Origin of the sequence: Methylophilus methylotrophus DSM 46235 = ATCC 53528 (assembly GCF_000378225.1) — a bacterium.
GTDB lineage: Bacteria > Pseudomonadota > Gammaproteobacteria > Burkholderiales > Methylophilaceae > Methylophilus > Methylophilus methylotrophus.
The window spans coordinates 808,851-832,272 of the sequence record NZ_KB905141.1; the positions used below are offsets into that span (position 1 = coordinate 808,851).

Sequence of the window (23,422 nt, forward strand, 5' to 3'; positions counted from 1 at the left end):
GGCACTGCCTTACCTCCCGTCATACCGGCGAAGGCCGGTATTCAGTGACGTTAATATCTTGTAAATAGCTCTTAAATGTTTAAAAATAGATACCGACTTATGTCGGTATGACAGCGTAAGGCGCAACCTTGACAGTATGGGATGGTTTGTCACTTGCCCATGATATGGGTCACGAAAATGGTAATAAAAGTTGAATAAATAGAAGTAACGATAAAAAAACCCGCCATATGAATTGGCGGGTTTTACAATGCTGGTGACCAATAAATTAGTCGCGATTACCTAGCAAAGCAAGCAGGATATTCAACAGATTAACAAACAGGTTGTAAACATCCAGATACAGGCTGAGGGTTGCCATCACGTAGTTGGTTTGACCACCACGGACAATCTGGTTGACGTCATAAAGAATGTAGGCTGAGAAGATAAGGACTGATATTCCAGAGATTGCCAGTGATAAAGCTGGGATCTGGAAGTATAAATTGGCAAGACCAGCAACAATTGCCAGAATTAAGCCTACCATCAAGAATTTACCCAAGCCGCTGAAGTCGCGTGCAGGGGATGAACCGATACCAGCCAATGTTAAAAAGGTGATACCAGTGCCAGCTGCAGCCAAACCAACAATCTCTGCACCATTACGTAAGTGCAGCGCAAATTGCAGAATCGGGCCTAACATGACACCAAAAACAAAGGTCATGGCTAACAACAACCATACACCCACACCACTGTTCTGGTTAATGGAAATCAACTTGAACATACCAAACATCACGGCCATGAAGCCAATAAAAAACATGAAAGGATGCGCTGCCATCCAGCCAAAGTTCATTTGCATGCCAACATAGGCACCAATCACTGTCGGCACCATGCTCAAGCCGAGCAAGGCATAAGTGTTACGCAGCACACGATTCTGTGCCGCGGATACATTACCCTCACGACCTAAAACTTGCATATCTGACATAGTGTTTCTTCCTCTCTACGATAAAACGTTATAACTGCTTAGGGTTAAGATAATGGCAAATGCACAAAGTTTCAAGGTTTAAACATGAAATTTGCGTGAACATTATCCACAATTACAACTTCCAGATGGCATAACAGGCCAATACAATTAGGGCAATACGCGTGATTTGATACACGGTTTTGTTCCACTTTTTAAAACGGCGGCGGTATTGCCCAATCACCCATGCATAGTGGAACAAGCGGTTAATCAACCCGGTCTGGTCCCCTGCTTCATTTGGTGAGCTTGCTGCAGTCACAATGGTATTGGCTAAAAAGCGGTTCACCGCCTGCGCCCACTTGTAGCGCATGGGGCGCTCGATATCGCAGAACAGGATGACACGCGTTTCGTCGGTCTTGTTATAGGCTTCGTGAATATAGGTTTCGTCAAACATCACTGCTTGCCCATCACGCCAGCTGTAGTCTTCGCCATCCACACGGATAAAGCACTGGTCATTGTTAGGCGTCGCCAACCCCAGATGAAAACGCAATGAACCAGCGTACGGGTCACGGTGGGGGCGCAAATGCGCACCAGGCGGTAACTCTGCAAACATGGCAGCTTTCACGCTGGGGATACTTTGCAGCAATGCGACTGTTTTGGGGCAATAAATAGTGGCAGAAGGATGGTGCGCGTCATACCATTTGAGGTAAAAACGCTTCCATCCGGTTTTAAAAAACGAGTTAAAACCGGCATCGTTATTGGTTTGTGCAGCGGCAATGCGCTCCTGCTCACGCACATATAAGGCTTCTTCACGAATCTCTTGCCAGCGGTCCGTGATTAATTTCAACTCCGGAAATTCACTGACTTGCAAATAGGGCGTGGTGGGCGCTTTTGAAAACAGATACAGAAATACATTAAACGGCGACACAATGCCGGAATGATCGAATACCTGTCGGTAAAAACGGTGCCGAACCTTGCCGCGAAAATGCACATAACTGACTGAAGACAAGAACAGCCCTAAAATAATCCATTTCATAGTCAATACCAATGAATACGCACTAACGTTTGATAGCCAAGCTTACTGTATTGCCACCCACTCAGGCAAATAAATCCGACTCTTTTTGCCCGACCATGGCGACGCGTTTCACCGCATCCACATAATAGGCCGATTCGCGCAAACCAACCATATCCAGTGGGTGGTGGCCTCCATGCATGCGCGCCAGGCGCGCAATAGTTTGTGCGGAAATTTTCCAGTCTAGGTTTGCTAAGAGCTCATCGGCCAGATCTGGGCGATTGCACAGCAAGACCATATCACACCCAGCATTCAGTGCTGCCAGCGAACGCGCAGTCACATCCCCTGCCACGGTTGCACCTTCCATACTCAGGTCATCACTGAAAATCACACCGTTAAAGCCGAGGCGCTCGCGCAATACCTTTTGCAGCCAGCACGGTGAAAATCCAGCTGGCTTGTCATCTACTTTAGGATAAATCACGTGTGCAGGCATCACGGCATGCAAACCTTCATCTATCATGCGCACAAACGGCTGCATATCGTTTTGTGCAATCTGGTCAAACTCGCGCTCATCGACCGGGATACTGACATGCGAATCGGCCACCACAAAACCATGGCCAGGAAAATGCTTACCGACCGCTGCCATGCCAGCTTTTTTCAAGCCTTGCATCAGGCTGAAGGCCAGCTCGTTAATCGCCTGCGGGTCCCGGTGAAACGCACGGTCACCAATCACCAGGCTGTCACCATAATCCATGTCCAGCACCGGCGTAAAACTGAAATCCACACCGTGTGCGCGCAATTCGGCGGCCAGCACATAACCCGCTTCTACCGCCAGCTCTTTTGCCTTGCGTGGATTCTGGTCCCAAAGATACCCAAACTCGCGCATGGGCGGGATTTTGGTAAAGCCTTCGCGAAAGCGCTGCACACGGCCACCTTCGTGATCCACCGCAATCAGCAAAGGTGGCTGGCGCACGGCATGGATGCTTGCCGTGAGTGCCTTAAGCTGTTCGCAACTCTCAAAGTTACGCGCAAACAGAATCACCCCGCCCACCAGCGGATGTTGCAAACGGCGGATGTCGTCGGCAGTAAGCTCTTTGCCAACCACATCCAGCATGACGGGACCTAAAGACATAGGGGCTTCCTTAAAACTGAATTAACGTGATTTTAAACGATAAAGGCTGGTTGCTTCCTTTGATCTCGCTGCAAATAGCGGATCCTGCTCATCGCGCGCCTTGCCATGCCTGGGCTGTGTATCCAGCCGCTGCACAATTTCAAGCCCGGCGTCAGCAATCCAGCCTGCCAGTTCGCCCGGTTTACGCAAGCCAATCTGCTCAGCCAAGTCAGACATGATCAGCCAGGCTTCGCCGTTCGGATTCAGGTGCGCTTTGACGCCCGTTAAAAAGGCTTTCAGCATGCGGCTGTCAGGATCGTACACCGCGTGCTCAATTGGCGCATTGGCTTTGGCGGGTAGCCAGGGGGGATTGCAAACAATCAAATCTGCCGTTGCTGCGGATGGAAATAAGTCTGCCTCGACCACTTTGACCTTATTCGCGAAGCCCAGGCGTTGCAGGTTATCTTGTGCAGAAGCTAGTGCGCGGGGCTGGTTATCCGTGGCGATGATATTGGGCACACCCCGCTTCGCCAGCAAGGCCGCAATCACGCCCGTCCCCGTGCCAATATCCATCGCGGTTTTTGCCTGTAAGGGTGCCTGTAAAATCAAGTCCAGATATTCACCTCGCACGGGAGAATACACGCCATAGTAAGGATGGATGGTTTGCCCAAGTACAGGGACTACCACCCCTTTTTTGCGCCATTCATTTGCGCCCACCATCCCTTGCAGCATTTGCAGCGGGATCAGCAATGACGCAGGCACATCTCCATCCAGAGCATTGCCCAGCGCCTCACTCACTTTAGGCGCTCGCTTCATGGCACTGCGGCCGTTTTCAATATGCAGGATGATTTTATTGAGGATATTGGCGCGCTGGACTTGGCGCGCGCGGTGCAGGTGAAAGGTTTCGAGCAAGGTTGGTGCGGCCTTGAGCGGCTTTTTATCTATACGCCTCGCCAGCGCTTGTAGCAACTGGCGCGCATTCTGGAAGTCACCCTGATAAATCATGCCGCAGCCTTCTGAGGCCAGGCGGTAAGCCGTATCAGCATTGGTTTGGTCACCTATCACTTCAAACCATTTGGGCGGATTAGGTTGTATGCTGCTGAGCCAATCTGCCTGGTAAGTTTCGCCGGCATGGCTCCAGCGAATAATGTTGTCAGTCATCGATTGGTTTCCAGTGTAAACGGGTTAAAGTCTGTTTTTGTATCGTAGTAGTCTTCATTTTCGGCGCGCTTAAGAAACGCGACGATTTTGTAGGTAACGGGCGTGAAAGCGACCTCTACCAAGACCTTGGCTGTAAATTGCGCCAGTACGATTTGCGGCATCATGGCATCGGGGAACTCGCCTGAACCGTAAAACGCCAGCGGAAAAAATAAAATGGTATCCACCGCCTCACCAAAAATGGTCGAGCCTATGGTGCGGCTCCACAACCAGCGCCCTTGTGTCAGAACCTTCATTTTGGCCAGCACGAACGAATTGACAAACTCCCCTGCCGCAAAAGATATCAGTGACGCGATGGCGATACGCGCGGTAGAACCAAATACGGATTGGTAAGCCGCCTGGTCATGCCAGTCTGGCGCGGGTGGCAAAGCGACGATGACCCAAGCCATCAGGCTGGCGAACGCGAGGCAGATAAAACCTACCCAGATCACGCGCCGGGAAGCGGCATAACCATAGACTTCGGTCAGGATGTCGCCAAAAATAAAACTGATCGGGAAAAACATGATGCCTGCACCAAACGTGAGTGCACCCAGCAAAGGTGCATGGACTTCGGTAATTTTGCCAGGCCCGATCAGATTGGAGCACACCAGTACCACGGCAAATGCCGCCATAATCAGGTCATAGTAACGATACTGTTTTCTCATGCCTGTCTTTCGCTACGCACATCCAGTTTGTCACGCAATACATCCCCACCCAGGTTAATGGCGAGAATCAGACTCATCATGCATACGCCCACAGTGAGTACATAATGAGGCGCCACCAGCATAAAACGCACGGCATCACGCAACATAGCCCCCCAAGACGCATTGGGGGCTTGTATACCCAGGCCAAGAAACGACAGCGAGGCCTCGGCAATCATGACGCTGGCCATGCTGTAAGCCGCCTCCACCAGCAAAATCGAAACCAGCAATGGCAGTATATGCAGCAGCATGACCCTTAAGCTGCTGGCGCCCAGGGATTCTGCCGCCAGGACATGCAAGCGCTGGCGCAAGGCCAATGATTGCCCACGCGTCAATCTGGCGTATGTGACCCAGCCGGTCAGGCACAGCGCCAGAATCAGGTTGTTGATCCCTGCCCCCAGCACGGCTGCAAATGCAATTGCCAGCAACATCCCAGGAAAGGCCAGGAAAATATTGGTCAGTTGCATCAGGGCCGCATCCAGTTTGCCGCCTTTATAACCCGCGACAAGGCCAATACTCAAGCCTATGCTCATGGTCACGGCAGTCACCACCACGGTGACCAGGAAAGATACCTCCACGCCACGAATCACACGTGCCAATATATCGCGACCCAAATCATCCGTGCCCAGCCAGTGCTGAGAACTGGGCCATTGCAAAATGGCATTGAGGTCAATCTGGTTGGGATTCAAACCCACAGCATGGCCCATAATCACGACCAGCAGCCAAAACCCTAGGGTGAGCAATGAAAACGTTTTCATTACGCCGCCCTCGTGCGTGGGTCCAGCCAGCGATAAACCATGTCTGTCGCCTGATTAATCAATACATAACTGAACGCCACCACCAGCACGCAGGCTTGCGTCACCGGGTAATCACGTTTTTCTATACTGTCTACCAGCAGGCGGCCGATGCCGTTCCAGCTGAAAATGGTTTCGGTAATCACGGCGCCTGCCAGCAAGCTGCCCATCTGCAAACCAACGATGGTCACTAAAGGCAACAAAGCGGCCCGTAAGGCGTGCTTAAGCAAGACTTGACGCTCACTCAAACCTTTGGCCCGTGCAGTACGGATGTAATCTTCATTCAGCACCTCAAGCAAGCTGGTACGCGTCATGCGTGTCAAAATAGCGCTTAAGCCCAGGCCCAGGGTTAAGGCTGGCAGCACAATTGCTACATGGCTGGTCATGCCGCTCACAGGGAACCAGCCCAACCACACCGCGAACACCAACATTAGTACCGGCCCCAACCAGAACGCAGGCATGGCGGCGAGGCGGATACTCAACATGGTAATCAACACATCCTGCCAGTGTCCGGCCTTGAGTGCAGACCAGATGCCCAATGGCACGCCTATCGACAGGCCGATTGCCAATGCCACGATCGCCAGTAACAGGGTTGCCGGATAGGCTTGCCACAATAATTGCGAGATAGGAGTTTGTGTGTGAATGGAGGCACCAAAATCCCCTTGCAGCAAATGCATGACATATTGGCCGAACTGCACCAGCAAAGGTTGATCGAGGCCAAGTTGCGCCTTGAGGGCGGTGCGGTCAGCGGCACTGGCAGATTCGCCGAGCATGACATCGACCGGATCGCCCGGCACCAAATGCAGCAAGGCAAAGGTCAGGCACAGGACCCCAAAGACTACGGGCAACAATGTCGCAAAGCGCTTAATCATCCGTCTCGCTGATATTGACGGTGGTGCCTACGGGAACGCGGTCAAATAACTCAACCAGGTCAGCGTTACGCATGCGCACGCAGCCATGCGAGCCGGGGACACCCAGTTCGGTTTCATCCGGCGTACCATGAATATAAATATACCGCTGCATGGTATCCACATTGCCCAGGCGGTTTTTACCTGGCTCGGTGCCGCTCAGCCACAGAATACGAGTTAAAATCCAGTCGCGCTCAGGGAATTGCAACTTTATTGCTGGTGTGAAAATTTCCCCTGTTGGCCGCCTGCCGACAAAGACCGTGTTCTCAGCGGCACCATCACCGATTTTGGCACGGATGATATGCGTGCCCAGCGGCGTGCAGCCACTGTTTTTGACACAGCCCACCCCATTCGCAGCCGTCGATACGGCATAGCGCGCCACTTGTCCGCCATTGTCGTCAAACAGGGTCAGGGTTTGTTGGGGGATAGAAATTTCAATATGCATAGCCATTATTCTAAGCGATTTGCACCTTGTCGCATGTGATTTGATGCAACCCAAGCGCTGCGCACATAAATTCCATTAAAATCATCACCGACTCTCATCACTTGAATCAGGGCGCAGCATGGCACATCAAGAATTACACTTTTTACAACGCAGCGGCTGGTTGCGTGCCACCGTGTTAGGCGCCAACGATGGCATTATTTCTACCGCCAGCCTGCTGATGGGTGTGGCTGCCGCAGGGACAAATCATGAAACCTTATTGATGACTGGCATCGCAGGGTTGGTGGCAGGGGCCCTCTCGATGGCGGCAGGCGAATATGTCTCGGTCAGTTCACAAACAGACATAGAACAAGCAGACCTCGCACGTGAGGCCGCAGAACTGAAGGAAAACCCTGAAAGTGAACTGCGTGAACTGACTGGCATTTATATCCAGCGCGGTTTATCCCCCGATCTGGCCAGGCAAGTGGCGCAGGCATTGTCGCAACATGATTCACTGGCTGCACATGCGCGTGACGAACTGGGCTTGCATGACAACAATCAAGCCCAGCCATTCCAGGCAGCGCTGGCCTCTGCACTCGCCTTTAGCAGTGGCGCGCTGTTGCCGCTCATGACCGCCTGGCTGGCACCGCATAGCCAGGCACAAACCTGGCTTACGCTGAGCACATTGCCTTTTTTGGGATTATTAGGCATGGTCTCTGCCCGCACCGGCGGTGCCAGGGTATGGAAAAGTGTTAGCCGCGTGGTGTTCTGGGGCGCCCTTGCCTTGGCAGCCACGGCACTGATCGGCCGCTGGTTTGGCGTGACCCCCTAGTCTATCTGCTACCAGCCTCTCACCAGATAGGGGGCTTAGTTTGCAGCTGGGTTAAACACCACCTTCGTCAGCCCATCCCAATTACCATCCGGCATGGGCCGGTAACTGACAATCGTATTGCGGTAAGCCGCAAACTGGCCTTCATACCACAACGGGATCACTGGCAATTCACTGTGCAGGCGGCTGGTCACCGCTGGCCAGTCTTCTTTTCTCAGCAATTGGTCCAGCACTGGATCCTGGTAGCGGCCACGGTTGAATCCCTGTGGTGGCAAGCTGCTGGAAGCAAAGACCTTGCTGTAAATTTCAGGCGTTTTAATGCCTACCCAGGTCAGGCCATATATTTGGAAATTGCCTTTTTGCACATCTGCAAAAAAAGTCCCCCAGTCCAGGCTTTTGATTTGCAGGTCTATGCCCGCCTCTTGCATTTGCGCCTGCAAAATAGTCGCCAGGCGCACTCGCTGCGGATCGGTACTGGTTTTATAAATCAGCGTCAAAGGCAGCTTGACCCCAGCGGACTGCAGCAACTGCCTGGCTAAGGCTGGCTGGTAAGCATAAGGCTCCAAGGCCGCATTGCCGGCATAATGCTCAGGCGGCAAAATGGCATTCGCCTGTCGGCTATGGCTGACCATGACCTTGTCGATAATCGCCCGCGTATCAATGGCGTGTGCAATGGCGCGCCTGACACGGACATCGCGTAAAAAGTCGGCTTGCACATTCAGGCCCAGATAGGAATAGTTTGCGCCTATCCCGGTGTTGACAGTCACATTGGACTGTTTTTGCAAATACTTCACCAGCTCGGGTGGCAAGTCGCCCTGAATTAAATCGGCCTCCCCACGTTTTAGCTTGAGTACGCGAACGTTGGGGTCTTTGACCTCTTCAAAACGGACTGTCAGCCCATCACTGAGGCGTTTGAGCTGTAACTCAGCCTGCCAATGATCCAGCTTGAACGGACCACTGCCAACAGGCTGATGCCCGAAGTCATGTCCGTTCGCAATCAAATGGGCAGGCAAGATACCCACCATCAGGCGCGCCGCAAAATGCGGGTCAGGATGGCTGAGGGCAAAGTCTATGGTTTTTGCATCAGGGGTGGAGATGTGTTCGATATGCCTGAATTCAGCGGTATGTGGGGAGTTTTTTAATTGCAGCAGGCTCTCATAAGTCGCCTTTACATCGGCTGCGGTTAGGGATTTGCCGTCATGAAACACGGCTGACTGGGTAAGCTGAAAACGGTAATGCAGGGCATCCAGCATTTGCCATGTCGCCAACCCTGGCACCTCATGCGAACTCGCGTCGAACTCCACCAACCGCTGGTAAATGAGCCGGTTAATCCGCTCTGAAGCCGCATCGGTGGCAAAGCGCGGATCCAGATTCACCGGGGCTTGCGCGACAGCAAAAATCAGCGAACGTGACGATCCGTCTGGCTGGCATCCCGCCATTGCGCATATCAACAACAGCCACGGCAACCAGCGGCGCAATAGATTGGTTACCACGTTATGCCTTCTCGAAAATCGCAATCGATTCTACATGGGCCGTGTGCGGGAACATATTCATGACACCAGCCGCTAGCAAACGATACCCTTTCACCTGCGTCAGGATAGCAGCATCGCGTGACAGCGTAGACGGGTTACATGAGACATACACAATCCGCCAGGGCGCATGGCTGGCCACAGTATCGCCTGCATCAGGCAAGGCTTTGATCAGTTCAATGGCGCCATCGCGGGGTGGGTCCACCAGCCATTTGTCAAAAGCACCCAATGACTGCAATGACTCAGCTGTCATATCAAACAGGTCAGATTCAGCAAACTCGACATTTTCAATGCCATTTAAACCGGCATTCTCTATCGCGCGTTTCACCAGTGCCTGCGACCCTTCAACCCCGTAGACGCTGGCACCACTGCGCGCAATCGGCAGCGTAAAGTTGCCCAGGCCACAGAAAAAATCGGCGATGCGTTCACCTGCTTGCGGCTGCAACAACTGCATGGCACGGCGGATCATGACCCGGTTAATGGCTGGGTTCACTTGGGTAAACTCTGTCGGACTAAACGGATACTCAAGATTGTATTCCGGCAGGCTGTAATGTAACTTGTCGCCATGCTCGAACAACGGTTTAACTGTATCCGGGCCCTTGGTTTGCGTCCACACCTGGGCGCCATACGTGTCTTCAAACGTTTTCATCAAGGCAACATCAGCCTCGCTGAGCGCCTCCAGAATGCGGAAAACCAACACCGTGGCATCTTCTCCCACGGCCAGCTCAATCTGAGGCAGGGATTGCTTGATGGATAATTGCCCGATGAGTTGCTTCAATGGCAGGATGAGGTCAGAGACCGGCTGCGTCAACACTTCACAGCTATCCATAAAGGTCACAAAACTGCTGCCTTTTTCATTAAACCCGACCAGTACGCCACCTTTTTTCTCGACATACCTCACGCGAAGTCGCGCTTTATGGCGGTAATGCCAGGGTGTACCTTGTATCGGTGGCAGGATTTTTTCCGGACGTACTCGGCCGATATGCCAGAAATCATTTTCTAGCATGCGCTGCTTGGCGGCAACCTGGGCCGAAAACTCCAAATGCTGCATGGCACAGCCACCACAGGTGCCAAAATAGGCACAGCCTGGTGTCACACGCTGGCTGGAGGCTTTGACCACTTCTACCGTGGTGGCAAGCTCATAGGTTGCCTTGACGTGATGTGAGACAAACCTGACTTCTTCAAAAGGCAATGCGCCCTCAATGAAAATGACTTTGCCATCAACATGGGCGACTCCACGACCTTCCTGGTCCAGGGATTCAATGTTGGCGGTTCTTGGAATCTGCGCCGCCTTGGCGGCTGGCGACAGGTTGGAGGATCTTTGACGGTTGTTTCTCATAACCTGTTATTTTACCTGATTTGGGCATACAATCCCTCAAGAACCCTAATCAAAAATAAGGAGAATGTGATGCTTAAACAATGGACCTTGACCACCACACTGATGCTGGCAATTTTTTCATCTACCACCAGCGTTGCCGATGAAATTACCATCCAGCGAGATGCACATGGGGTGGACTACGTGACCGGGGGCATAGGCTCGGAAGAGGTTGAGGCCATGGAATCCTTTAAAAAACAATTTAACCTTTATTTTTTGTTTTCAGAAGGCAAAGTAGGCCGCGTGATTGATGACATCAATATCAGCATCAGTGACAGCAAAAACCAACCCGTTTTTGCACTGGAGCATGCTGCACCAAGACTCTTATTGAATTTACCCAGTGGCAAATATCAGGTGACAGCCAGCTACCTGGGCAGTGAGCAGCGTTATCGTTTTGCGCATGACGCGAAAAAGCATCACCGCGTGATCCTCAACTGGAGAAACAAGATTGATGAAGACACCGTAGAGCCTGGGGTAGAAGATGCAGCAGCACCTGAAGCCTCTGCCACTGAAACACCTTAAAAAAATTTTACCGCCGATAAACGCGGATTAAAGCCGATCAATAAAAACTCAGTTTTTATCGGCGTATATTTGCATTTATCGGCGGTCAATCCTACGAATTGTTGATTTCAAGACCAGGCGGCCATAAATTGCTGCCAGTGCTCGCCACTGTAGCCAGTCAAAGTCTCTCGTACCAACTGAATTTCTGACGCATAACTGGCTTCATTCAAGTGACCTCGCATTTTCAAAAAACGTAGATACACCAGATGCGTGTTGGCGACATCGGTTTCACAATAATCGCGTATTGCCTTGATTTCACCATCCAAATAGGCTTGCCATACCTTGCTGCCATCCATACCAAGTTTTCCAGGAAACCCGCATAGCTGGGCTATTTCATCGAGCTGCGCATTGGCACGGCCACTGTACATGGCCAGCACATCCATCAAATCCAGATGACGCATATGGTAGCGGCTGATGTAGTTGTTCCATTTGAAGTCTTTGTCGTCCTCACCTAAATCCCAGTAGCGTGGTGCAGCAATCCCATGCACCATGGCGCGGTAGTGCAACACAGGCAGATCAAAGCCGCCGCCGTTCCAGCTCACCAAGTTAGGTGTGTATTTTTCAATGCCATCAAAAAAGCGCTGGATAATCTCGGCCTCACTCGATTGCTCATCACCGAGCGTCCACACGCGGAACTGGTTACCCTCGCGCAAGGCGCAAGAAATTGCGCATATCCGCTGCAAATGGTGTGGCAGGAAATCAGTGCTATTGTGCTGACGGCGCTGGTGAAAAGCGATATTCGCGACATCCGTATCGCTTAGGCTGGCAGGAAGATCATGCAACTGGCGAATGCCGTCCACATCCGGAATCGTTTCAATATCAAACACCAAACTTAGCATGGTCAAACCTGTATAAAAAATGGTTTTTTAAAATAACACAGCCCCACAACTTATACCAGATACGCAGTTTGTGTGATGATTTTGTATAAAAAGAACACGCTTTGTATCAACGGATACAATTCACAGACATTTGTATCAAAATATACATTTAAGATACTGATTTATAAAGGTTTTTTGTGTTTTTTCATGCCTTAAAAAAAGGTCATCCCGTCTTAAGCTAAGGGATGTTCAGTCAACACGTTGTATTGCCAGGGTGCAATCGCAGCAGCCCTGAACATTTAAAAACTTTACGGAGCACTCATCATGACATCAATCAGTTCAATCAGTAGTAATAACAATATTCAATCATTGTCACAGGTAGGCCAGCGCAATGGCATGCAACCTCCACCGCCACCACCTGACGGCGAAGGTCATGGCAAGGATGGCGGTGGTTTGCTAGGAGCCATTGATTCCGCACTTAAAAGCGCTGGCATCGAAGGCGGTTTGGAATCCATTTTCGGGCAATGGGGCACAAATAGCACCAGTAGTCCCACCAGCACAGACGGTAACGAAACGACAGATAATAACGATGGCAACACAGATGCCGCCAGTGCCTTAAATAGTTTCTTGCAAAACCTCATTAGTGCCTTGCAGTCGCAAGGGACAACAGAGACCACCAACAGTGAAGACAGTACTGACGAATCTAGTACGTTAGAATCAAGCACCACACAAGGCATGCCACCGCCCCAACCTTATGGCGGACATGGTATGGAAGCCAAACTACAAAGCCTTATTTCATCTTTAACTAGCAGTGACAGTACGACGTCAGATACTTCTTTGGAGAGCAACACCAGTAACTTGGAAAGCAGCTTCCAATCACTCGTTAGTGCGCTGGGTGGTAACGGCGGCAGCACAAGCCTGAGTGGTTTTCTGCAAGCTTTGTCCACAGGTATGCAGCATCGTGGCACGGCGGGCAATGTTGTGAGCACAACCGCTTAACGAAGTTAAGTCAAGAGAGCAGCTATCACGTTACGTGGCAGCTGCTACTTTAGGGCCTGTTAACGCTATTTCAATTGTCGATGTTGCCTCTGTCATCAGTGCTATCAAGGCGTGAGAAGCGCAGTTTGGTGATTCCCAACAAGCGCCGAACAACGCGGAGAGCGCTGATGACAGAGCCAACCCAGCGGGCTGGAGTCATTGATTCGCTTCGCTATGTTGTCTATCACTTATGTCGCCAGCTACGCCAAATCTATTCCTGCGACTCTTTCCGCCTTGCGTAACGAGTAAATGCTCTCCAGCAGCGGCAACTAAAATAGCGTTAACAGGCCCTAATAAAAACTAAGCAAATTCCAATTGCAGAATATCTGTTTCAGAGTCTTCATCCAGCCATTCTGCAGGTGCTTTATGCAACCGGATCGGTGTCTGCATTTCTTCCCCATCAAATGTCAGAATCGCATAACTGACCTCATTCGGGGACTCCATAGGTGTGAACTTGGCAAAGCCGAAATTGGCATTCCGCATCACTTGCCAGGCACCGTACGGTTCAGCATATTCCGGCTTTGAAAAATAATGAGCGATTTGTTTGTCAGTGGCTGATTTGAGCGCGCAGTCCTCTTCACGCGACAATACCGACCAGCGGTAATCCAGACCATCAGCAATCGGTTGCAATTGCATGAGATACCAATGTACGTTTTCACGAACCAGTTGTATCAAAGAACGTACACGACCAGTATGGTGGTTGAGGATATAGTAAATCCCTAAATCCTGTTGATGAATGCTTTCACCCAGTCTAGGGAGAACGAAAAGATTAGTTGGCACAACAGACTCCTTTCATCGGGACATGCACTTAAACTGTATGCAATGAACATGCCTGAAACTTAAATGACAGGCTTTTATTGCACTGTTTATTGAATTGCCGCGAGCACTCGTCGCTGCGCCCTTGTCGGAATATTTATGTGTTCATTTAAGCAGTTGCTGCCAAGCCCTTGTTTTGCCTGCCTATTTGCGTGTCCATTGCCCATCGCGCTGCACAAACCAGCCTGATTGCGCCTTATCTATCCAGCGCAGGGCAAACGTGCGCTGTATTTCACCTTCCCATTCCGGGTGACCATTTGCGGCAGCAATGCCGTGGTAAAGCTCAACACGGTCCATGTTTTCTTCTTTGACCAGTGCCGCTAACGCACTACGTTGGGACAATGGCACCAAACCGGCATCTTTGACTGCCACAAACCCTTCTGCAGTCAAACCCACTGCCCCGGACTGATAATGTGGCAACAACTGCAGATGACGGTTTTGCATACTGGCTTTCACTGCGGCAACCGCCGGCGTATTCACGTCCAGGTCAGCCGCAGCTTGAGCGCTAACCGCAAACAGCAGGCTTAAGCTAATGCCCAGCAGTCCCTGCTTTAAGATGTGAGCGCCATGACACAAAAATAGTTGCAATGAAAGTAAACTTGTGCGAAATGATTTCAAGGGCATCATGGGGCAGGCTCCAGATTCACTGAAGGGGTCACCGGTGTTGCGGATGGCATCACCGGGTTAGCGGGTGGGACTGCAGGCGACGTCGAGGAGGGAGGTTGCCCGGCAGGTGTCTGCCAGATTTCGTCAATGACTTTATTTGCAGCTTTTTCTGCCGCAGCGGCCGGAAAGTAAATATTAATGGTGACGCAGGCGCTCAAGCCTGCTGTTGCCAATAACAGGCTGCCTGTGCGCAGCCATTGCAGGGATACATGTCTATTTATCACAATCCGCTCCACTAACACTCCTTTGCAGCAAACGATGCTGCTTGATCAAAGCTTAATCAATGATGACTTTACTATTGCTATCTGTCACGCGTTGCATGCGTGCCAATACATCTTTCCAGCTAACGTATTGCGTATAACCATTCACGTTCACTGAGGGCGCACCTTTGCCTTTGACAATCACGAATCCTTCTGGCAACTGGTCAACCCCTCCCATTTTGCAAATGTCCCCGCGCAACTCACAACTCAGGCCGATTTTTTCATAGCCGAATTGTTTAAAAAAACGCAGGAATGTACGTTGCAAGGCAGCTGCTGTGCCTTCACCGCCCAGGGCAGTAATGTTTTCGACCGCACGCTGCGAGATTTTTTTCTCAAACGGCCCGTCTGCAGTACGGACAAACGCATTCATATAAACTGGTTTCCAGTTTTGCAGGCGCAAGTCCTTGATATCGCCTTCCAGTTTGCCCGTGATTGAGCCAAAATTAAACGTGCGCGTGATTTCGCCAAGGTCGATCTCACGCATAGTGAAATTGGCATGTAACCTGGGCACCGCACCCAAAGGATCATCAATGTCCAGGCCAGACATTCCCACCATGCCATTAAATAACCTGAACTGCATCTCCCCATCCATACGCAACTCGCGGTTGGCATAAGTCACCAACGGGATGCTCCCGGTGATCTGCCCTCGCATGGTCGGCCAGCCCACCGCCTGGCTAAAGCTGGACATGCTGATAGGCTGCATCGCCATTTTTACGTGCCAGACCATACTTTGATTGATCCAAGCGGCTGAAATATCCTGAAAATCCAACGCACCATCCAGAATCGGTAGCCGCATACTGGGGGAAGTGATCGAATAACGGTTCACTTCGGCTTGCCAGCGGGTTTCACCAAGAGGGACTTTCAGAACATGCCCGGAACGGTAACCCACGGTAATTTGCCGGGGATGATCATAGTCCCAGGGAATATCCGCATTAAAATGCGCAAAACCAAACTTGCCGGCCTGCTCTTCTACGCTGGCATCAGTAATATTGAGATGAAATTTAAGCGGCTGCAAACCTCTGGCTTCAAACGACCAGTCTGCTTTGCCAGAAACTTTTAAATGTCCAAAGGCCGAGTTGGGAATCAAAGGCTGGATAAAAGCCTGGTACACACCATTGAAATCCACATCATGCGCTGCGACTTTTAAAAACTCGAACTCTTTGCTGACAAGGTTGAGGCGGCTCTGGCTCTGCAAGGTACCGACACCTTGCAGTTCGAGCGTAGATTGTTCGATATCAACATAGGGCTGGCGGTAGAAACCGCGGATTTCAAACCGTTTGTTGCCGTCGGCAAAATAAAACGGTTGCCAGAACAACTCGCCCTGTTGCCACTGGAACACCCCTTGCCAGCGCCAGCCACCTGCCTGCTCATGCGCAGAAATATTGACCTTGCCTGTCAACTTTTCCCCAGCATGCAAGCCGGCCGCATCACTGAACTTTGCCTCCCGAACTGACAGTTCAAGATCAACACCCCTGGTTGCAAGGCCTTGCTTATCCTGATCCTTCCAGGTGGGCGTGACCAGCACATTAAACGGCACGTGTGAACGCGCATCCTGATAGAGACCGTCTTCGCATCGCCAGGTTTGGACAGTTGGCTGCCCAGGGACCTGGCAGTTCAGGTGAAAGGTGCCCCACACTTCATCCTGTAGCGCTTTTACCTCAGCATAAAAAGCCAACACCGGCTGGCCGGTTTGCGGCCGCAAGTCAAGAAACACTCTGGGTTGGCGCACTTGGTAAGGTTGCATTTGCAACTGGTCAGAGGTCACCAGCAGGGTCGGACGCGCGCCTAGATCAAGCCGTATAGTGGGTTTGTCTATACTGGGGGTATGTTCGCTGGCAGGGCTGCTGGCATCTCCGAACTGCAAACGGTCTGCATGCACCTGTACATGCTTCACATTCAAATTGACGACAGCATGTGGCTTATCAAGCTGGAAGATGTCACTGGAAATACTGTCTGCACTCAGGCTGATCTCGGTCATCGCACTGAGTGGCAATGACCAGACCAGCAACATCAGCGGCCAGATGCGCATCAGCCTGGAAACACTCCGGTAGACAAGTAACGATCACCACGGTCGCAAACGATGCTCACAATCACGGCATTATTCACTTCTTTGGACAGTTGCAGCGCCGTGTATAAAGCACCGCCACTAGAGATGCCGGCAAAAATACCTTCCTTCGCTGCCAGCTTGCGCGTGGTGTCCTCGGCATGTTTTTGGCTGACATAACGTAATTCGTCTACACGCTTGGGATCATAGATGGTTGGCAGATACTCCTCTGGCCATTTACGGATACCAGGAATCTGCGCGCCCTCTTCCGGCTGTACGCCAATAATCTGGATTTGCGGATTTTGTTCCTTGAGAAAACGTGAGGTCCCCATAATCGTACCCGTTGTACCCATACTGGAAACAAAATGCGTGACCTTACCTTCAGTATCACGCCAGATTTCAGGTCCGGTCCCTTCATAGTGCGCCAGTGGATTGTCCGAATTACCAAACTGGTCCAGCACGATGCCTTCACCTTCAGCCTGCAACTTGAGTGCAACATCCCGCGCCAACTCCATACTGCCGTCTTTGGGTGTGAGCACCAGTTCTGCCCCATAAGCTCTCATACTTTGCCTGCGCTCAACGGACTGGTTTTCCGGCATGACCAGGACCATTTTATAGCCGCGCATAGCCGCCACCATGGCTAGTGCAATGCCGGTATTACCACTGGTTGCCTCAATCAGGGTGTCACCAGGCTTGATCTGCCCCCGCTGTTCGGCGCGCAGGATCATGCTGTAGGCTGGTCTATCCTTGACTGATCCCGCCGGATTGTTACCTTCCAGCTTGAGCAATATGGTATTGCTGGGATTAGGATTCAGGCGTTGCAAAGCGACCAGTGGCGTATTGCCGACAAAGTCATCCAAAGTTTTAAATGGTTTCATAACAGTTTTGATGTTTGTTGTTTTCGCACAGAGCCAGGCCTTGTACCCAAAATATTCTGAGAATACACCGAATGAATTGATTAAAAGTCATACACGCAGCCGCTTAATATATGTAAAATTCCAGTGTTGTTCGTGAGTTAGCTGGTGAAGTACCAATTTTACATAAACTACCCCCATCACAAAAATAATAATTACCGAGGAAACCGGATGTTGAAAAAATGGATTGGCAAACTGCTTGTCGTCATGGTGCGTCCGCTCAGACTCTTTCCAGAGCTCGCAGAGGCCGACAACGTCCGTTATAAAGTCATTTTCCTCAACAATGTATTCACCTTTGCCGGCATCGTCTCGATCACCATGGGTTTCTTCCGCTGGAACCAGCAACCATTCCTCGGCGCCATAGACCTCGTGTTTGGTTGTATCGCTTTTGCATTGCTGTGGATATTGCACCGCTATAAAAAAAACATAGAACTCATTTCCAGCATTGCCTTGTGGTTATGCTTTGTCCAATTCTTGACGGTGTTTTTCCTCGCAACGGACAGTCACTCACGTAGCGCCTTGTTACTGTTGATTTTAGCGGCTGCTTTTTACCTCAAAGGCCGCGTGACTGGTTACTACATGTTAGCTATCCTGCTGGCATTGGTCGCCGGAAACCACATGATTCAAATATTCCCTTCCGAGTATAACAACCTGGATATCCTGAGCCTGGGCTTTTACCTGCTGGCACAGTTTTTCATTATCCGCAATTATGAATGCTTGCGTGAATCGCAAACCAACCATTTAAAAGCGCTCAATGTTGATCTAGAAGCGTTGGTAAAACAGCGGACCGACCAACTGGCCGTGGCCAATACAGCATTGGAGTTTGAAAAAGAGAATCTGAAAAAACTCTCCAGCACTGATCACTTGACTGGCCTCAGTAATCGCCACCACTTTGAAACCGTGTTTGCCGAACATACGCCTGTCACTAACCGCAGAAAAATTACTGACGCACTTATTTTGATAGACATCGACCACTTTAAAAAGATCAATGACACGCATGGCCATGTATTGGGTGATGTAGTGATCCAATCCGTGGCGACCTGCATCAAGAAAAATAGCCGAATTTCAGATATTACCGTCCGTTGGGGCGGCGATGAACTGATCATTTATGCTCCCCGCACCACCCTCAAACAGGCGACACAACTGGCAGAAAAGGTGCGTCATCAGATCAACGCCATGCATATTCCAGGCGTGGGCAGCATTAGCATCAGTGCCGGCGTTGCCGTGTTGCATGCAGGTGACACCCTCTCGCAACTTCTGCAACGCGCAGACCAGGCATTGTATCAAGCCAAACAGGCTGGGCGTAACAATGTGTACGCTGGAACTCTGGACTAAACATCTACAATTCGGTACCTTGCTGTGACTTTTTTATTTTTGTTGTAGTAATAATGTTTAGAAGTGCTGTTGTTGTCTTTGTTTTCACCTGCCTGCCATGCATTTTTGGTCCTGCCCTGTATGCCGAACAATGGCAAACCGTACCAGGGCGCGAAAAATTTCTGACGATCTCTGTCGACCTAGACTCCTTGCAAATAGGTCAACTCGACGACATGATTTTCTTCAAATTACGCGCCGACGATCATGACGACACTGTAACCACGCGTTTTGTACAAGCCTCCTGCAGCGAGTTCTCAATGGAAGTCGAACGTGAATCCGTGTTTCATAAGTCTATCCAGACAGTTGAACTCTTGGATTGGAAGAACGACCAGTCACTGGTTCATCATCCTGAGTTTGCGCAGTCACGGCTTTCTTTCTGGGGCGTGACTCAGGCTTATGGACAAGCCATTTCCCTGGCTTGCCGCCGTGCAGGCAATCACGCCCTTGAGCGCCTGCAAACATTACAACCAGACAACTGCGCAGCCACAAACCCTTTGCGCAAGGTCGCTTGCGCCAGCTACCCTAGCTGGCGCGCCAATTACAAACTGTATTTTTCGCGTTCACATGATGTGATTCATAACTGTGGCATTTCAGAAGATCGCATGACCAAGCAGGCCGCCTGGCTACTCAAAAGCGTCATGCGCTGCCAAAGTGAAACCTGTGGTAACGAGATTCTGGAAAATTGGATTCACAAGCGAGGGCAGGATATTGCCAAGGTCATTCACATGCAGAAAAACTCCAACATGGCATGGAGTGCACACGCGCAATCCGCTCCGTTATGCGAATCTCTCAACCAGGCGGACCAGGCCATCGCCAGCATGCAAACTGAAGAGATTTATGCCAAGGCCAAATACATGGGCTGCCTGAAACGTGAGACAGCGAAATTGCGCGCAGCTCATACGCCCAAAGAAACATTGTCGCAACAAGCAGAACAACTATGCGAAACGCAATTTCAAGAGTGGCATGACGCCATTACAAAACAATCTGCCATGCGCGACTAACTGAAACCAGCTGCACATGGCTCATGAGTTAGCGACTGCAACGCCGTGCGCGGAATAGGAAGATGGCATACAAGCCAAACAGCGTAAAACTGATCAAACCGAGTTGCGGCAAGGTCAGCCCGAGGAAAGTCCAGTCTATGGCAGCGCAGTCACCTGTGCCGCGAAACACCAGTGTCAATGCTTTTTTAAGCGGGAAGTTTTCAAACATATAATCAAACCCGACGCCACAATCGGCAATGATGTCTTCTTTATGTGCCTGTAACCACCAATGGCGAATGGCCACGCCAGCACCGCCCAACGCCGTGAATACTTCTACCAGCGCCAATCCGGCATGCAGCCATGACTTAGGAGAAACGAACGCGTGCAGCAAGAAAACCACACCTAGGCTCATGAAAATAATACGCTGCGAGATACATAGAGGACAAGGTTCCAGCTGGTTTTGTACCTGTATGAATAAAGCCAGTGCGACAATACCGAAACTGGCCAGAAATCCCAGCAAATAGCCACCACGACCTTTAAACCACTGACACATTGCACCCTCCTGCACGTTTAAGAAGCACTGATTGTAATAGATAACGCGCATATGATGCTGCCAGAGCGACTAACGTTCCCTGATTTAAAGCATGCTTATGAAGAAGCTGGTGTGATATCTGCCTGCTGCATGGCAGACTTCTGTTTCACTTCATGATGTTTTTTCTTGTAATAACGAGCAATCCGTTTCACATAATCATGGGTTTCCGGGTAAGGTGGGATACCGCGATACTTGAGGACCGCATTTTCGCCCGCGTTATAGGCGGCGGCCACCAGCTCGACATCGCCTTTGAAATAAGCAATCAACCAGCGCAAGTATGACAACCCACCTTTGATGTTTTGCTCGGGGTCATAAGCATCTTTGACATGAAACCGGGCTTGCGTCTCAGGCATTAACTGCATCAATCCCTGTGCCTTCTTGCGAGAGGTGGCTTTAACATTAAAGCCTGACTCCACCGCGATCACGGCCATGGCAAAATCAACGTCCACCCCATAAACCGGCGCATGCTTCTTCACGAGTTGGTACACCTGACCACGCTTGCGGAACAATACCTGGGAAACAGAATGTTCCTGTTTTTGCATACAGGCAGGCAGCTTTGCTAATTCGGGACTACCAGGTTCCTTATCCAGCCATTCCATGGCATCTCGGTGCCCTTGTATCGCAGCCAGGCTGAAAAAACGGGCCGCAATATCATGATTTACCTCTACACCTTTGCCCATGCTGTAAAACCAGCCCATGGCAAATTGTGCGTCAGGATCATGAGACTCGCCTGCGAGCGCACAATAATGCGCATGCGCTTGCTCATAGCTATTAAACCCAAGTGCATTTTTGGTACCAGCCGCCAGACTGACCTGCAGTTTGATGAACTGTTTATAGGCATCATTGCGGATTGATGATTGCTTACGGCTGTAATGTACAACCGGTTCTGTGCTCTCAGGAACAGGCGCACTCTGGACTTCAACCTCAGCCAGGGGTGGCTCGGCGACCTCGTTTTCAGCATGTGCCAGGTTTGATGCGAGTACGATGCACCACAAGCACAAGAAAACGCCGGGCATAGCAGACAGATGTTTTTGTAATGGCATGAATGTCACCATAAAAGCATTGCGCCTATTAGGCATGGTAATAGATATATTTATCCCTTTTATTGAAGGACTCACAGGCACCGCTAAAGTGCCCTTATAACAAGTAAAAATGTTCAGAAACGTAAAAATCCATCATATCTCATTGTTTTAAAAGATAGCTGCCTGTGATGTACCTCAAAAACATAGCCAAACAGGCTTACGCTGTTGGATAATGCATGGCTATGACTAGCTTGTTATCGACGTCCCCAAAACAAATCTTGAGTGTCAGCGACCTGATGCGGCTGACGAAAGAGCTGCTGGAAACCAGCTTCCCTCTGTTCTGGATCAGTGGTGAAATCTCCAATTTCACGCGTGCGGCCAGTGGCCACTGGTATTTTTCACTCAAGGACGAGCGGGCACAGGTTCGCTGCGTGATGTTTAAGGGCCGTAACAGCCTGGTAGGCGCGACACCTCGGGAAGGTGACCGGATTGAAGCGCGGGCAACGGTGACGCTGTATGAAGCACGTGGCGACTTTCAACTCGCCATAGAGTTTCTGCAACCGGCTGGCCTGGGCAGCTTGTACGAAGCGTTTGAGCAACTGAAACAACGCCTGCAAGCGCAAGGCCTGTTTGATGTATCGCGAAAAAAAAACATCCCCGCCAATCCACAACGCATAGGCGTAGTGACTTCACCCGATGCGGCTGCCTTGCGCGATGTATTGACGGCCATACGCCGCCGCTACCCCGGTATGAAAGTCATCATTTACCCAACGCCCGTCCAGGGCAAAGGCTCGGCCGAACTGATTGCACAAGCAATACACTTGGCTGACCAGCGGCTGGAAGTCGATACGCTGCTGATTTGCCGTGGTGGGGGCAGTATTGAAGATTTGTGGTCATTTAATGAAGAAGTTGTTGCGCAAGCGATCGCTGCCTGCCGCCTGCCAACCATTAGCGGCGTGGGTCACGAAACTGACTTCACCATTGCAGACTTTGTGGCAGACTTGCGTGCAGCCACACCGACGGCGGCGGCTGAACTGGCCTGCCCTGACCAATCACAACTACGCCAGCAAGTGGAACAATCCCGATTACGCCTGATGCGCGCCATGCAATCGCTGTTACGACAGCATGCGCAAACACTGGATTATCTGTCGCGCCGCCTGGTGTCGCCTGCCCAACAGTTGCAACAGCAAAAACAGGCGCTACAGCAATGGCAGCATCGCCTGCAATTGTCTATGCAGCGATATCTGCAAACGCACCGTCGCAAACTAGAGCACTGCGCCACCAGCCTGCAACAACTGAATCCTCACCAGGTGCTGGCACGCGGTTACGCCATCGTACAACAACAAAACGGCCATGCCGTGACTGATGCTACTCAATTGACCGCTGGCGAAAACTTACAATTGACATTGCACCATGGGCAGGCCGCAGTCGTAGTGACCCAATCTCCTATCAGCAAGAAATAACCCTCCAGAAATTGTTTTGCGATGCACAGACTTGTCGCATATCTCCCATAAAGACATGTTCAAGGTGGA

The 23,422-nt window shown here is 50.9% G+C and carries 24 protein-coding genes; 6 read left to right on the forward strand and 18 right to left on the reverse strand.

The window, feature by feature from the left end:
* Window positions 1-265: 265 nt before the first annotated feature.
* From F463_RS0103900 to F463_RS0103935, 8 genes are all read right to left on the reverse strand, one after another.
* Window positions 266-952 (reverse strand): Bax inhibitor-1 family protein, encoded by a 687-nt coding sequence (locus F463_RS0103900; RefSeq protein WP_018985744.1) that lies wholly within the window; start codon window positions 950-952, stop codon window positions 266-268.
* Window positions 953-1,064: 112 nt separating this feature from the next.
* Window positions 1,065-1,964 carry a lipid A hydroxylase LpxO gene (gene lpxO, locus F463_RS0103905; RefSeq protein ID WP_018985745.1) on the reverse strand — a complete coding sequence of 300 codons (900 nt, stop codon included), beginning with the start codon at window positions 1,962-1,964 and terminating at the stop codon, window positions 1,065-1,067.
* 61 nt (window positions 1,965-2,025) lie between these two features.
* Window positions 2,026-3,072 carry a beta-N-acetylhexosaminidase gene (gene nagZ, locus F463_RS0103910; RefSeq protein ID WP_018985746.1) on the reverse strand — a complete coding sequence of 349 codons (1,047 nt, stop codon included), beginning with the start codon at window positions 3,070-3,072 and terminating at the stop codon, window positions 2,026-2,028.
* A gap of 21 nt (window positions 3,073-3,093) precedes the next feature.
* Window positions 3,094-4,212 (reverse strand): methyltransferase, encoded by a 1,119-nt coding sequence (locus F463_RS0103915; RefSeq protein ID WP_018985747.1) that lies wholly within the window; start codon window positions 4,210-4,212, stop codon window positions 3,094-3,096.
* The gene (locus F463_RS0103920; protein WP_018985748.1) at window positions 4,209-4,913 is read right to left on the reverse strand and encodes a queuosine precursor transporter; all 705 of its coding nucleotides are present in this window, start codon (window positions 4,911-4,913) and stop codon (window positions 4,209-4,211) included. Before F463_RS0103920 ends, F463_RS0103915 begins: the two co-directional genes overlap by 4 nt.
* The gene (locus tag F463_RS0103925) at window positions 4,910-5,707 is read right to left on the reverse strand and encodes an ABC transporter permease (RefSeq protein WP_018985749.1); all 798 of its coding nucleotides are present in this window, start codon (window positions 5,705-5,707) and stop codon (window positions 4,910-4,912) included. Before F463_RS0103925 ends, F463_RS0103920 begins: the two co-directional genes overlap by 4 nt.
* Window positions 5,707-6,615, reverse strand: coding sequence for a nickel ABC transporter permease (gene nikB, locus F463_RS0103930; protein ID WP_018985750.1), 909 nt, complete (start codon window positions 6,613-6,615; stop codon window positions 5,707-5,709). Before nikB ends, F463_RS0103925 begins: the two co-directional genes overlap by 1 nt.
* Window positions 6,608-7,096 carry a L,D-transpeptidase gene (locus F463_RS0103935; protein WP_026295280.1) on the reverse strand — a complete coding sequence of 163 codons (489 nt, stop codon included), beginning with the start codon at window positions 7,094-7,096 and terminating at the stop codon, window positions 6,608-6,610. The genes nikB and F463_RS0103935 overlap by 8 nt, the downstream gene beginning before the upstream one ends.
* A gap of 118 nt (window positions 7,097-7,214) precedes the next feature.
* Between F463_RS0103935 and F463_RS0103940 the strand changes: the two genes are divergently transcribed.
* A complete protein-coding gene (locus F463_RS0103940) occupies window positions 7,215-7,904 on the forward strand; it encodes a VIT1/CCC1 transporter family protein (RefSeq protein WP_018985752.1) in 690 nt (229 codons plus the stop codon).
* Window positions 7,905-7,939: 35 nt separating this feature from the next.
* Here the strand turns inward: F463_RS0103940 and F463_RS0103945 are convergent, their stop codons facing one another.
* Entirely contained in the window at window positions 7,940-9,340 is a 1,401-nt protein-coding gene (locus tag F463_RS0103945) for an ABC transporter substrate-binding protein (protein WP_051082041.1), read from the reverse strand.
* Between the two features lie 55 nt (window positions 9,341-9,395).
* Window positions 9,396-10,769: a 23S rRNA (uracil(1939)-C(5))-methyltransferase RlmD gene (gene rlmD / locus F463_RS0103950; protein WP_018985754.1), complete on the reverse strand. Its 1,374-nt coding sequence runs from the start codon at window positions 10,767-10,769 to the stop codon at window positions 9,396-9,398.
* A 69-nt stretch (window positions 10,770-10,838) separates the two neighbouring features.
* Here rlmD and F463_RS0103955 point away from each other — a divergent pair, with 69 nt between their 5' ends.
* Window positions 10,839-11,327 (forward strand): hypothetical protein, encoded by a 489-nt coding sequence (locus tag F463_RS0103955; RefSeq protein ID WP_018985755.1) that lies wholly within the window; start codon window positions 10,839-10,841, stop codon window positions 11,325-11,327.
* 107 nt (window positions 11,328-11,434) lie between these two features.
* Here the strand turns inward: F463_RS0103955 and F463_RS0103960 are convergent, their stop codons facing one another.
* The gene (locus F463_RS0103960) at window positions 11,435-12,205 is read right to left on the reverse strand and encodes a 3'-5' exonuclease (protein WP_018985756.1); all 771 of its coding nucleotides are present in this window, start codon (window positions 12,203-12,205) and stop codon (window positions 11,435-11,437) included.
* Window positions 12,206-12,508: 303 nt separating this feature from the next.
* Between F463_RS0103960 and F463_RS0103965 the strand changes: the two genes are divergently transcribed.
* Window positions 12,509-13,183, forward strand: a complete 675-nt coding sequence (locus tag F463_RS0103965) for a hypothetical protein (protein WP_018985757.1) — start codon at window positions 12,509-12,511, stop codon at window positions 13,181-13,183.
* A 339-nt stretch (window positions 13,184-13,522) separates the two neighbouring features.
* Here F463_RS0103965 and F463_RS0103970 read toward each other — a convergent pair whose 3' ends face one another.
* The 5 genes from F463_RS0103970 to cysM form a co-directional block, all read right to left on the reverse strand.
* Window positions 13,523-14,002, reverse strand: a complete 480-nt coding sequence (locus tag F463_RS0103970; RefSeq protein ID WP_018985758.1) for a hypothetical protein — start codon at window positions 14,000-14,002, stop codon at window positions 13,523-13,525.
* A gap of 180 nt (window positions 14,003-14,182) precedes the next feature.
* The gene (locus F463_RS0103975; RefSeq protein ID WP_018985759.1) at window positions 14,183-14,665 is read right to left on the reverse strand and encodes a YdbL family probable chaperone protein; all 483 of its coding nucleotides are present in this window, start codon (window positions 14,663-14,665) and stop codon (window positions 14,183-14,185) included.
* A complete protein-coding gene (locus tag F463_RS0103980) occupies window positions 14,662-14,928 on the reverse strand; it encodes a hypothetical protein (RefSeq protein WP_425411188.1) in 267 nt (88 codons plus the stop codon). The genes F463_RS0103975 and F463_RS0103980 overlap by 4 nt, the downstream gene beginning before the upstream one ends.
* Window positions 14,929-14,980: 52 nt before the next feature.
* Window positions 14,981-16,993: a translocation/assembly module TamB domain-containing protein gene (locus F463_RS0103985; RefSeq protein ID WP_018985761.1), complete on the reverse strand. Its 2,013-nt coding sequence runs from the start codon at window positions 16,991-16,993 to the stop codon at window positions 14,981-14,983.
* A complete protein-coding gene (gene cysM / locus F463_RS0103990) occupies window positions 16,993-17,886 on the reverse strand; it encodes a cysteine synthase CysM (RefSeq protein ID WP_018985762.1) in 894 nt (297 codons plus the stop codon). Before cysM ends, F463_RS0103985 begins: the two co-directional genes overlap by 1 nt.
* A 207-nt stretch (window positions 17,887-18,093) precedes the next feature.
* Between cysM and F463_RS0103995 the strand changes: the two genes are divergently transcribed.
* Entirely contained in the window at window positions 18,094-19,257 is a 1,164-nt protein-coding gene (locus F463_RS0103995) for a GGDEF domain-containing protein (RefSeq protein WP_018985763.1), read from the forward strand.
* Between the two features lie 53 nt (window positions 19,258-19,310).
* Window positions 19,311-20,297 carry a hypothetical protein gene (locus tag F463_RS0104000; protein ID WP_018985764.1) on the forward strand — a complete coding sequence of 329 codons (987 nt, stop codon included), beginning with the start codon at window positions 19,311-19,313 and terminating at the stop codon, window positions 20,295-20,297.
* Between the two features lie 28 nt (window positions 20,298-20,325).
* On the opposite strand, the gene F463_RS0104005 is transcribed toward F463_RS0104000, so the two are convergent.
* Window positions 20,326-20,829, reverse strand: coding sequence for a disulfide bond formation protein B (locus F463_RS0104005; RefSeq protein ID WP_018985765.1), 504 nt, complete (start codon window positions 20,827-20,829; stop codon window positions 20,326-20,328).
* Between the two features lie 95 nt (window positions 20,830-20,924).
* Window positions 20,925-21,911 (reverse strand): transglycosylase SLT domain-containing protein, encoded by a 987-nt coding sequence (locus tag F463_RS0104010; RefSeq protein WP_088177808.1) that lies wholly within the window; start codon window positions 21,909-21,911, stop codon window positions 20,925-20,927.
* A gap of 221 nt (window positions 21,912-22,132) precedes the next feature.
* Between F463_RS0104010 and xseA the strand changes: the two genes are divergently transcribed.
* Window positions 22,133-23,353 (forward strand): exodeoxyribonuclease VII large subunit, encoded by a 1,221-nt coding sequence (xseA, locus tag F463_RS0104015; protein ID WP_018985767.1) that lies wholly within the window; start codon window positions 22,133-22,135, stop codon window positions 23,351-23,353.
* Window positions 23,354-23,422 lie beyond the last annotated feature (69 nt).

Bases quoted from the DNA above. Each gene is read 5' to 3' on its own strand.
- lpxO (WP_018985745.1), bottom strand. From the start codon at position 1,964: ATGAAATGGATTATTTTAGGGCTGTTCTTGTCTTCAGTCAGTTATGTG.
- F463_RS0103940 (WP_018985752.1), top strand. From the start codon at position 7,215: ATGGCACATCAAGAATTACACTTTTTACAACGCAGCGGCTGGTTGCGT.
- F463_RS0103935 (WP_026295280.1), bottom strand. From the start codon at position 7,096: ATGCATATTGAAATTTCTATCCCCCAACAAACCCTGACCCTGTTTGAC.
- nagZ (WP_018985746.1), bottom strand. From the start codon at position 3,072: ATGTCTTTAGGTCCCGTCATGCTGGATGTGGTTGGCAAAGAGCTTACT.
- F463_RS0104010 (WP_088177808.1), bottom strand. From the start codon at position 21,911: ATGCCATTACAAAAACATCTGTCTGCTATGCCCGGCGTTTTCTTGTGC.
- xseA (WP_018985767.1), top strand. From the start codon at position 22,133: ATGACTAGCTTGTTATCGACGTCCCCAAAACAAATCTTGAGTGTCAGC.
- F463_RS0103975 (WP_018985759.1), bottom strand. From the start codon at position 14,665: ATGATGCCCTTGAAATCATTTCGCACAAGTTTACTTTCATTGCAACTA.
- rlmD (WP_018985754.1), bottom strand. From the start codon at position 10,769: ATGAGAAACAACCGTCAAAGATCCTCCAACCTGTCGCCAGCCGCCAAG.
- F463_RS0103985 (WP_018985761.1), bottom strand. From the start codon at position 16,993: ATGCGCATCTGGCCGCTGATGTTGCTGGTCTGGTCATTGCCACTCAGT.
- cysM (WP_018985762.1), bottom strand. From the start codon at position 17,886: ATGAAACCATTTAAAACTTTGGATGACTTTGTCGGCAATACGCCACTG.
- F463_RS0103915 (WP_018985747.1), bottom strand. From the start codon at position 4,212: ATGACTGACAACATTATTCGCTGGAGCCATGCCGGCGAAACTTACCAG.
- F463_RS0103925 (WP_018985749.1), bottom strand. From the start codon at position 5,707: ATGAAAACGTTTTCATTGCTCACCCTAGGGTTTTGGCTGCTGGTCGTG.
- F463_RS0103955 (WP_018985755.1), top strand. From the start codon at position 10,839: ATGCTTAAACAATGGACCTTGACCACCACACTGATGCTGGCAATTTTT.
- F463_RS0103960 (WP_018985756.1), bottom strand. From the start codon at position 12,205: ATGCTAAGTTTGGTGTTTGATATTGAAACGATTCCGGATGTGGACGGC.
- F463_RS0104005 (WP_018985765.1), bottom strand. From the start codon at position 20,829: ATGTGTCAGTGGTTTAAAGGTCGTGGTGGCTATTTGCTGGGATTTCTG.
- F463_RS0103995 (WP_018985763.1), top strand. From the start codon at position 18,094: ATGTTGAAAAAATGGATTGGCAAACTGCTTGTCGTCATGGTGCGTCCG.
- F463_RS0104000 (WP_018985764.1), top strand. From the start codon at position 19,311: ATGTTTAGAAGTGCTGTTGTTGTCTTTGTTTTCACCTGCCTGCCATGC.
- F463_RS0103945 (WP_051082041.1), bottom strand. From the start codon at position 9,340: ATGGCGGGATGCCAGCCAGACGGATCGTCACGTTCGCTGATTTTTGCT.
- F463_RS0103965 (WP_018985757.1), top strand. From the start codon at position 12,509: ATGACATCAATCAGTTCAATCAGTAGTAATAACAATATTCAATCATTG.
- nikB (WP_018985750.1), bottom strand. From the start codon at position 6,615: ATGATTAAGCGCTTTGCGACATTGTTGCCCGTAGTCTTTGGGGTCCTG.
- F463_RS0103920 (WP_018985748.1), bottom strand. From the start codon at position 4,913: ATGAGAAAACAGTATCGTTACTATGACCTGATTATGGCGGCATTTGCC.
- F463_RS0103900 (WP_018985744.1), bottom strand. From the start codon at position 952: ATGTCAGATATGCAAGTTTTAGGTCGTGAGGGTAATGTATCCGCGGCA.